Below are 10,123 nucleotides of genomic sequence, written 5' to 3' on the forward strand. Positions count from 1 at the left end.
TTTCTATACAAACACACAGAAACCGAACTTTTTATATACTACTTCCGGCAAAATTTCTATCTGGAATTAAACTATAAAATTATGAGAAAAATTGTTCTTTTTATCCTTCTTTGCACTACACTACTATTGCATGCTCAGAAAAAAGATATCACCATCCGAGTCGTTACTCCACAAGGACAACCTTGTCCTTCTATCCCTATAAAAAGAGTTATTTATAGTGGTTTGGATTATACAGACCAAAGAGGGTATTTTACATATAATGATATCTCTTCCGATCTTCACATTGTCATTTGTTCTGAAAAACATGTTGTAATACCCATTACTGGTAAAGATTCAATTACAGTCGAATTTACACCTTTTATAAACGGTTATGTAAAAGATTCGTGGAATAGAATAATAAAAGACATTGAAGTTAAACTAATTGAGAAGGATAGGACACAAACTGTAAAAACAGACAAAGATGGTTATTTTTCCTTCAGAGATGTTGACATAAATAATGAAATAATTCTACAATTTAAAGATTCAAAGAACTGGTATCAGAACAAAATTATCCGTCAGAAATATAGTTTTAATCAACCATTGAGAATTGAATTAGATCAATATATATCGCCTTTGTTAGGCAGCAGTACCGACACACTTGGCGTTGTCTATTTAAATAACAACACACCTACCCTATCGGAAAGTAGTTCATTCGATTATATTGGAGATATAAAATCGCTATCGAAATCGGGAAATAAATACAATATCAAAAAAGAAAAGGAAAGAAGTCCTTCTTCTCAACAATTTGAATACACAGGTTCTTTCTCCATCTCAACAATAGGACGTATCCCTGAGTTGCAAACCGACTATGCACAAGGCCAAGCCCTTGGCGGACAATATACATGGCAAGGCGCAGATAAGAATCAACAATTCAGCTGGGGGCCACAAATATCTTCGCTCGAATATACAGATGGAAATTACGCTTATGACAACAATGGAGCACTAATTAATAAAGGGCTTGGAAACAGTATCAGAGCTAACATATATGATCCGGTAGATTTCTTCAGGACAGCTTTATCTTTCAATAATAGCCTGAGCTATAGAAAAACTTTTATCAAGAAAAGCATTCTACATTTTACTTTAAATCAGAATAAGATCAATAGCCCCATTCCCAATTCTGATCAAGAAAAGTACAATGGTTCTTTAAAAATCGAAAATATGAAGACAGGAAAGTTCTCTACAAGTATGGGAATACTTGGCTCTATAAGGACAAATCATTTTATGAATAACGGGGCCAACCATAGCCGTCTGATGCATAGTATTTTCACAACACCTCCTACATTCGACAATAGTAATGGTCTGAAACGGAATGATGCAGTAAATAAAAATAATTCGTGGCAACTTAGCGACGGCTCAATGCGTTCGTATGCACCTAAAGATGTTGCTAATCCATATTATATTGTAAGCAAACTTCCCGACAAAGATAAGGGTGAAATGATAACAGCATATGCCAAAACTGAATATAAGAATGCCAAATTTCAGACCGATGCCTCAGCCAGTTATAGTTACCAATGGGATGATATGACCATAGGGAAAATTTCTGCAACCCCTATAGAAACCCTGAGAAGAAAGGAAAATATCTCTGATTTATCGATTGCTTTACTACCTAGTTACAGAATAGAAAAGTATCCTACAACAATCACTTTACAAGGAGGATATACTTTTAATCATATTTCGGATGAAGTAAAGAGAATGGATGTTGCAATTATGGATCGATTGAGAAATAGCAACGAAATCTCTTATGGGATGAGAGTTAATCGGAATGACTTTTTCTTTGAGGTATATAACAAACACTATTTTTCAAATACAGTAAAAGAATTTACGAACTTGTTTCCTACGGTAGCCTCAAAATATAATCTTCGCAAGCTCGATTTTATCAATGATGCTCTATACGATCTTTTCGATAACGAATTCATCGATTATATAGGGATCAGAGGATCAACAAGCCGTTCATTAAGTGAAAATCCTCTTGTTTTTAGAAATCGCGCCGTACTATCTACTTCTCAGAATTCGACAAATGCATTGAAAACATTTTATGAAGATAGAGAAATACTTCCTCTCTCACATAAGATGAAACCCGAAATCTATCAAAATAGTGAATTAGGTTTAGAGCTTACATTTCTTAGAGGTAAATTTTATACGGAGCTAAACTATTATAATAACACAACTCACAATATGTTTTCCCCTGTATATACCGACGCAGCTTTCTCAGTTGATAATATTGGACGACTCAATAATTACGGTTTTTTACTGGACTTGACATATTACCACAATTCAGGATGGGGAGATAATCGTTTCCATGGAATATTTAAATTCAATTTTAATAGAGCACGTAATAAAGTAAAATCGGTATATGAAGGAAAAGAAAAAATACAACTAGCCGGTTTTTCCAATATAGGAACTTTTTTCGCAAAGGATGAACCACTGGGAGTCATTTACGGATCAACATACAAAAGGAATGATAACGGCGAAATGCTGATAGATAATGATGGTTTTCCTGTAAAAGACCCGGCATTGAAGCTAATTGGAGATCCAACTCCTAACTACATTATGAACCTATCGGCCAACCTTGGTTGGAGAAGATTCTCTTTTATGTTCAATTTCGAATACAGCAACGGTGGTGACAGATGGAATGGAACGCAAGCTTACCTTGATTATCTGGGAATGTCAGAAACGTCTGCTTCACTGAGAAATACAAGAGGCCATATTTTCGATGGAGTTCTTGCAAATGGAAATAGAAATTCTAAAAGTGTCGATTTTTATGATGTATCACTTCCTATTGATCAGAACCGTTGGGTGCGCTATGGTGCCGATGGCGTAGGTGAAGAATATATCCAAGATGCTTCTTACCTACGATTGTCCAATATTTCTTTAAGCTACCTTCTCGTCAAAAGAAATCAAAGCCGGTTCTTTGAAGATGTTTCAATAGGAATTCAAGCCGAAAATTTGTTATTCTTTTCTTCTTATAAAGGAGTTGATCCGTCTTCAACTCTATTTGGATATAGTACAGGAAAAGGATTGGATTTATTTAATTCGCCGGCTATCAAAAGATACAGTTTATCGGTAACTCTAAAATTTTAATGAGATGAAAAAGACTATATATATACTTCTTCTTTTAGTTATTCCTTTTACTTTACTAGCCTTCGATAGTCCGTTTATCGAGCAGTTAATGAAACGATTAAACCAATACAACCTGCTTTATCCGCAAGAAAAAGTATATATACAAACGGATAAAACATTTTATAAACAAACAGAGAATGTATGGTACAAAATATATCTTGTAAACAGTAACAACCATAGTGCATCTACGATAAGTGATGTCGTTTACATCGAATTGCGAGACCCAAAAGGTAACCTTGTAAATAAACATGAGCATAATGTACTGGAAGGCGTATGCAATGGAGAATTTAATATAAGGGAAGATCTTGCCGGAGGATTGTATACCCTAACGGCATATACCCAGTGGATGAAAAATTGGGGAGAAAAAGCTATATTCAAAAAAGAGATTAATATACAAAAAGTAATAACCCCTCGCCTACTTCTCAAGCTTGATTTCGAAAAACGCGCTTACGGCCCGAATGACGAAGTGGTAGTATCTCTTTCTGTAAACAATCTGCGTAATCAGAAAACAAATGGAAGCATAGCTAAGTCAACGATCCGATTGAAAGGAAAGGTTGTACAAACTCTTGAAAATACTGTTGAGAATGGCGATGTAAAAATAAAATTCAAGCTTCCAGCAGATCTTGATACGTCCGATGGCCTATTGCAAATAGTCGTTTCGGAAAAAGGTATCGAAGAATCAATATCTCGTTCTATTCCTATTGTTCTTAATAAAATCCAAATGCAATTTTTCCCTGAAGGAGGGCATATGGTACAAAACGTAGAGAGTAAAATAGCTTTCGAAGCTTTAGACGAATTCGGAAAGGGCGCTGATGTCAGTGGAGTTATTGTTGATGAAGAGAATAACGAATATAGTTCATTTAGTAGTTTTCATCTGGGGATGGGTGCTTTCAGTCACAAGCCATTGCCTAACAAAAAATATTTTGCCAAAATTCTTCAACCGCAATGTAATGAAAATCGAGTTCCTTTACCCGAAGCCAGAGAAAACGGTCTTATCTTTGGATTAGCCGATCGTTCACAAAAATCATTATCTTGGAATATATATAGCCCTGCACAAGCAACTGTCTTCCTTATAGGGCAAACTCAAGGTAAGGTATATTGTACTCAAACGCTCAATCTCAAAAAAGGGAATAACAAGGTAGAGATCAAAACGAATGATTTTCCTATTGGCGTAGCTGTTTTCACTCTCTTCGATGCAAATATGAAAGAACAGTGCGAACGCCTTGTATTCATCAATCCCGAAAACGGATTGAAAATAAAACTTGAAACCGATAAAGAATTTTACAGTCCTAAAGAAGAAGTTAAACTTACTGTACGCACATTGGATAAAAACAACAAGCCCACATCAGCTAAGTTAGCTATTTCTGTTGTAGACGAACAATTAATTACCTATGCCGATGATAAACAAGACAATATATTAAGTCATATGTTCTTTTCTTCGGAACTAAAAGGAAATATTCAAGAACCATATTTCTATTTCGACCCTACTAAAGAAAAAGCAAAAGAAGCGATTGATTATCTTATGTTAACACATGGATGGAGAGGTTTTGTTTGGGAAGATGTAATTACTGAAAAAAGAGTTACCCTCGATCATACTGCCGAGAAAATAGGCGATGTATATGGATATATTTTGGATAAAAATAATAAACGAAAACAAACCACAGTTTATTTAATCGAAAATGGAAATAAAAGAAGAGTAGTAGAAACAAAAACTACACCTGAAGGTCAATTTGCATTCCACAATATTGATCTGTCCGGAAATGTTTATATTATTACAAAAAGCCCTAATCATGTAAATTTGTTTAATAGCAGACCACAAATAATACCTGAGAATACTGATTTTTCACCATTAAATTTAGCTAGAGAAAGAATAACTGACGATATAGAAGTAATAGGACAAGAGAAGGTGAAGGAGAAAGAAGAAAATATCGTAATTAGGGGAATTAGCCAAAATGAAGAAGTTGTCATACCCGAACTTCCCAATTGGGACAATGATCAAGCACTAGATGAAGTTGTTGTAACTGGATATGGCACACAAAGAAAGCAATCTATTGCAGCAGCAATTACCTCTGTCAGACAAGAAGAAATTAGAGTTCAGGTAGATCATATTAAAAATGCACTGACAGGAAAAGTTGCTGGTCTACTCATCGAGCCTGATAATTTGAATAATATACAAGGAAATAGAATATATATTAAAGGAATATCTTCATTTGGAAAAGGCAATACCCAACCGGCGGTAGTGCTGAATGGTATACTGTTGAGCGAAACAATCAATGGTGTATATAATCTCGACGATTATGTCAACATACAAGATATAGAGTCCGTAACAGTCACAAAGACCCCGATAAGTGATATTGTTCCCAAAACAGCTAATGGCGTAATTTATATTTCAACAAAGAAACCTGTTTTCACAAAATATAAAACTCCAAAACCCAACTATACAGGAGTAAGTATTCCTAAACGGGAATTTTATGTATCTAGCAAGTTTGAACAAAAACATCATAATGCGGATAATTTAGCTGCAACTGTATATTGGAATGGAGATGTAACAACAGATAAAGAAGGAAAGGCAATCTTGAGCTTCACTAATAATGACACATCATCTTCATTCCGAATCACCGCTGAAGGTCTGTCTAATTCTACAGGATTAGTTGGAAGCTACTATCATAATATTGCAACAACAAAACCTTTCTCTTTAGATGTAAAATCGCCAATATTCGCATCGCTAGGCGATACGGTAAAACTTCCTATAATGGTTAACAATAATACAGATGAAGAAATAACCGCTAAAGTTAAAATAAGTTTGCCTAAAGAATTAAAAGCTGTAGACAAGCAAGAAATAGAGGTAAAAGTGGCACAGAGATCGACACAAACTATATTTCTCAGTTTTTCACCGACCAATGCCACAGGAGAGCATAAGTATACCATCTCAGCAAATGCAGACACTATGTCTGACGAAATAACCAGAAGTGTAACTGTACGTACAGTTTATTTTCCTCGAAAGATGAGCCTATCTGGACGAAAAAATGATATTTTCAACTTTAGTCCTAAAGGCGAAATGGTTGAAGGTTCATTCCGTGCTAATTTAGTATGTTATACAAATACCTTCGACGAGTTATTCTCTGGTTTAGAGAGTATCTTTAGAGAACCTTATGGTTGTTTCGAGCAGACTTCATCTTCAAATTTTCCGAATATTATGGCTCTACAAGCTATCGAAGCATCGGGTGAAGATAAACCGGAAATTAGAAAGAAAGCATTAGAGTATCTTGACAATGGTTACAAAAAACTCTCCAGTTATGAGATAAAGAAGACAGGTGGATTCGAATGGTTCGGAAATGATCCGGCTCATACAGGATTAACGGCCTATGGTATTCTTCAGTTTCACGAGATGAAGAAAGTCTACGATAAAGTAGATCAGGCAATGGTTGACCGTGCACGAGATTTCATCAGAAGCAGAAAAGATGGCTCCGGCCATTTCCTTAACAATACGAGAGGTCTGGATAATTTCGCGGGGTCTCCACAGTCTATTAGCGATGCCTATATTACTTATGCTTTTAGTGAAACAGGTGAAACCGATGCTATAAAGAAAGAATATGCGACCGCCCTGAAGGAGGCCTATGAAAGTAAAGATATGTATCGTATGGCTTTAATGGCGAACTCGGCTTATAATATGAAGGATATGGACAACCATAATAAACTGATAGAATACTTCAAAAATAATATGAAAGATGGTTTGGATAAAATGAAAATAGAAACATCTATAACCAGAAGTTCTCATCCTTCGGCTACACAAGAAACTATGTCTTTATGGACAATAGCAATGTTAAAATCCAACGATCCGATCAATTTTCCTATAATAGATACATGTATTAACTACATTGCGTCTAAACGCTCGAATGGTGGATTTTATAATACTCAGGCTACAATATTAAGTTTGCAAGCTATTACAAGATATGCAGGATCAGGGTCTAAGTCGCTAGATAAAGGGGTTCTTAATATTAGCATCAATGATACGAAAAAAGCGAGTCTAGACCTAACTAAAGAAGTTGGAGAAGACAAGGAAATGAGTATAGACATAACAGATATGTTCAATCTGAAAGAAAACAATCAGATCAAGCTTAATTATGCCGATGTAGGGAAAGCACTACCTTATACTATTAATTTACATTGGGAGTACGATCGTCCAGAGAGTAGTAAAGATTGCGCTGTATTCCTCACCACAAAACTAAGCTCGAACACCGTAAAAAGAAATGAAACAGTAAGACTTTCTATTATTCTGGAAAATAAAAAATCTGAAGGAATACCTATGAATGTTGCTATTATAGGAATCCCGGGAGGTATGAGTTTGCAGCCTTGGCAGTTGAAAGAACTTAGAGACAAACTGGTTTTCGATTATTACGAAATTATAGATGACAATTTGGTTATCTATTACAGCCATATGTTACCTAATGACAAGAAGATAATAAACCTCGATCTGAAAGCTGAAATACCGGGAACTTACAAAGGCATGGCATCTTCAGCGTATGTATACTATACAAATGAACATAAACATTGGGTAGATGGAATATCGATTACTATAACCGAGTGATGGTTTGGATTATTTAATTAGATATCGAAACATTCGAGAGGAGGACTTCCCTCCTCTCTATACCCTATTTATATCAAATAAGTTTCATGTTACAATACTGTTATGGGAAAACTCCAATGCAAACTTTTATAGACAGCAAAGCTCTTACGAAAGGATACTGTTGAAAAGGTTATATAGCAATAAAACATGCTTATTTTTGGAAGTCAGGAGACTAAAAAATAAATTATAAAACAAAAATCTGACGATCATAGATAACCTACAACTGTCAGATTTAGTCTTAGCTATTACAGACTCCTAGATAAAAATTTCACCCTTCATGTATAATTTGGCTTGTCCGCTTATCTCTACCCTTTCTTCTGTATGTTTACATTGCAAATAACCCTTACGCTCAGACAATTGCACCGCCGACAATTCTGTTTTATTTAGTTTTTTTGCCCAATATGGAGTTAGAGTTGTATGGGCTGAACCTGTTACAGGGTCTTCAATAATTCCCGATTGAGGGGCAAAGAATCTGGACACAAAATCAACAGTTTCACCTCTTGCTGTAATGATAACCCCTCTTGCTTTTAGTTTTGCGATATCTCCAAATTGTGGCTGAATGTCGGTAATGTCCGTTTCTTTTTCATAGACCAACATATAGTCTGTCTTTCCTTTATAGGCTTCAACAGGCTTCTTGTCAAAACAATTTGTTATTTCACTTGATATAGGTGTTTCACAAAATTCATCAATAGGAAAATCCAATGTCAAGCCATCAGCTTTTTTACTTACTATTAATTCCCCACTTCTGGGAGAATGAAATATTATAATGTTTTCTTTATGATTTTCATGGCAGAACAGGACATAGGCTGTTGCCAGTGTTGCATGCCCGCATAAATCGACTTCGACATTAGGAGTAAACCAACGGATTTCATATCGGTTATCCCGCTTCACATAAAATGCTGTTTCAGCAAGATTGTTTTCCATTGCTATCTTTTGCAACAGATTATCATCCAGCCATTCATTTAGTGGACAAACCGCTGCCGGATTACCTCCGAATAACTTTTCTGTAAATGCATCAACTTGATATAGCTTGTATTTTTTCATTTTTACAAATTCAAAGTGTTATATAGATTTATAATTAATTTACTTTTTCTTATGAAAGCAACAGGGACATACTAAAGAAAATCTTTGGTTTCTCGACAATATGAAAGCCATTATCAGAAATCATTTTTTCCATTTCTCTAAAATTATTCTTAGAAACATGTATTTTCGGTTCGATGATTAGTATTTTTCCTAAAGTTTCATTTTATTTTGTTATTATCAATCTGATTACTTATTTGTAAGAACAACAGATGTTTCTACTTGCCTGTCTGGTATATTCCAATATTTTTTCAGCAATGCGTTTTTCTCCTCTTCTGAAACTTGTCGGAGCCCGTTTTTCAAATAGAAGTCGATAGCCCATGCAGCATCTTTCCATGTACCAATCAGTATCGGTTTTTCCTGATTGTTTGTCAAATGTTGGAGTAATTGTGCACCAATTCCTCCTTTTTGCTTTTTTGTCCGCACATAGGCATGACGTATCAGTTTTACGTCCAATACATACTGAATACCCATTACTCCGAGTATCTCGTTTTCTTCTTCAAGACAATAGAAGACAACTCCTTCGCTAATTTCATGCTTTAATTCATCCATCGGCATATACGGTTCTTTCCAACGGTCTGCTGGAATATGACCTTTGTAAGCTATCGAAGCATCGTTTATTATCTCGTAAATCGTCTCTAAATCTGAACCAGTACATTTTCGTATCATATTGTATTAATTAGGTTTGTAAAAATAGATTGATAATTTATTTATTCTGATTTTGACTATTTACTCTGTTTGTTTCTTCTTTACAACGAAAAAATAGTTGTGAGAGATATTTTCCTGTGCTATAATTTGAAAGTCTTTATTCAAAATATTTTGAAATTCGGATAGTGAAAAGTATTTCATATATGGAATTACACCTGACCACATTAAGGGAGAGAGAAATAGCCTTTGCAGAACATTTCTCAATGACCTTTTTTTCAAACATGCAGTTGTGATAATAATAGTTCCGTTGGGTTTTAGTAATCCGCTTATATGCTGCAAAACTGGTTCTGTATCGGTGAAAAAATGAAGGATATTATAAGCCAAAACAGCATCAAACGATTCAGTTTCGAGAGTATTATCAAATATTGTAGCTTGCTTATAGTCAACATTGGTAATATTCAATTCATTGGCTTTATCCTTTGCCATATCAATCATCTTGGAAGATATATCTATACCGACAACTTTTGTTACTTGCTTTGCTATTTCATTGGTTGCTGTTCCTGTGGCACACCCGAAGTCTAAAACCGTGTCGCTATCTTTCAGATATTT

The 10,123-nt window shown here is 35.0% G+C and carries 5 protein-coding genes; 2 read left to right on the forward strand and 3 right to left on the reverse strand.

Going from position 1 to position 10,123, the window contains the following annotated elements:
* The first annotated feature begins 81 nt into the window (after positions 1-81).
* Together JGH11_RS17505 and JGH11_RS17510 are read left to right on the forward strand one after the other, a co-directional pair.
* Complete coding sequence (locus JGH11_RS17505; RefSeq protein WP_201113967.1) at positions 82-3,120, forward strand: hypothetical protein; 3,039 nt, start codon at positions 82-84, stop codon at positions 3,118-3,120.
* 4 nt (positions 3,121-3,124) lie between these two features.
* A complete protein-coding gene (locus JGH11_RS17510) occupies positions 3,125-7,747 on the forward strand; it encodes an alpha-2-macroglobulin family protein (protein ID WP_201113968.1) in 4,623 nt (1,540 codons plus the stop codon).
* 294 nt (positions 7,748-8,041) lie between these two features.
* On the opposite strand, the gene JGH11_RS17515 is transcribed toward JGH11_RS17510, so the two are convergent.
* From JGH11_RS17515 to JGH11_RS17525, 3 genes are all read right to left on the reverse strand, one after another.
* Positions 8,042-8,830, reverse strand: a complete 789-nt coding sequence (locus JGH11_RS17515) for a PhzF family phenazine biosynthesis protein (RefSeq protein WP_201113969.1) — start codon at positions 8,828-8,830, stop codon at positions 8,042-8,044.
* A 225-nt stretch (positions 8,831-9,055) separates the two neighbouring features.
* Entirely contained in the window at positions 9,056-9,535 is a 480-nt protein-coding gene (locus JGH11_RS17520; RefSeq protein WP_201113970.1) for a GNAT family N-acetyltransferase, read from the reverse strand.
* A gap of 60 nt (positions 9,536-9,595) precedes the next feature.
* On the reverse strand, positions 9,596-10,123 hold a 528-nt coding region (locus JGH11_RS17525), incomplete at its 5' end, for a bifunctional 2-polyprenyl-6-hydroxyphenol methylase/3-demethylubiquinol 3-O-methyltransferase UbiG (RefSeq protein ID WP_201113971.1).

It is taken from the genome of Dysgonomonas sp. Marseille-P4677 (assembly GCF_016652235.1).
Taxonomy (GTDB): domain Bacteria; phylum Bacteroidota; class Bacteroidia; order Bacteroidales; family Dysgonomonadaceae; genus Dysgonomonas.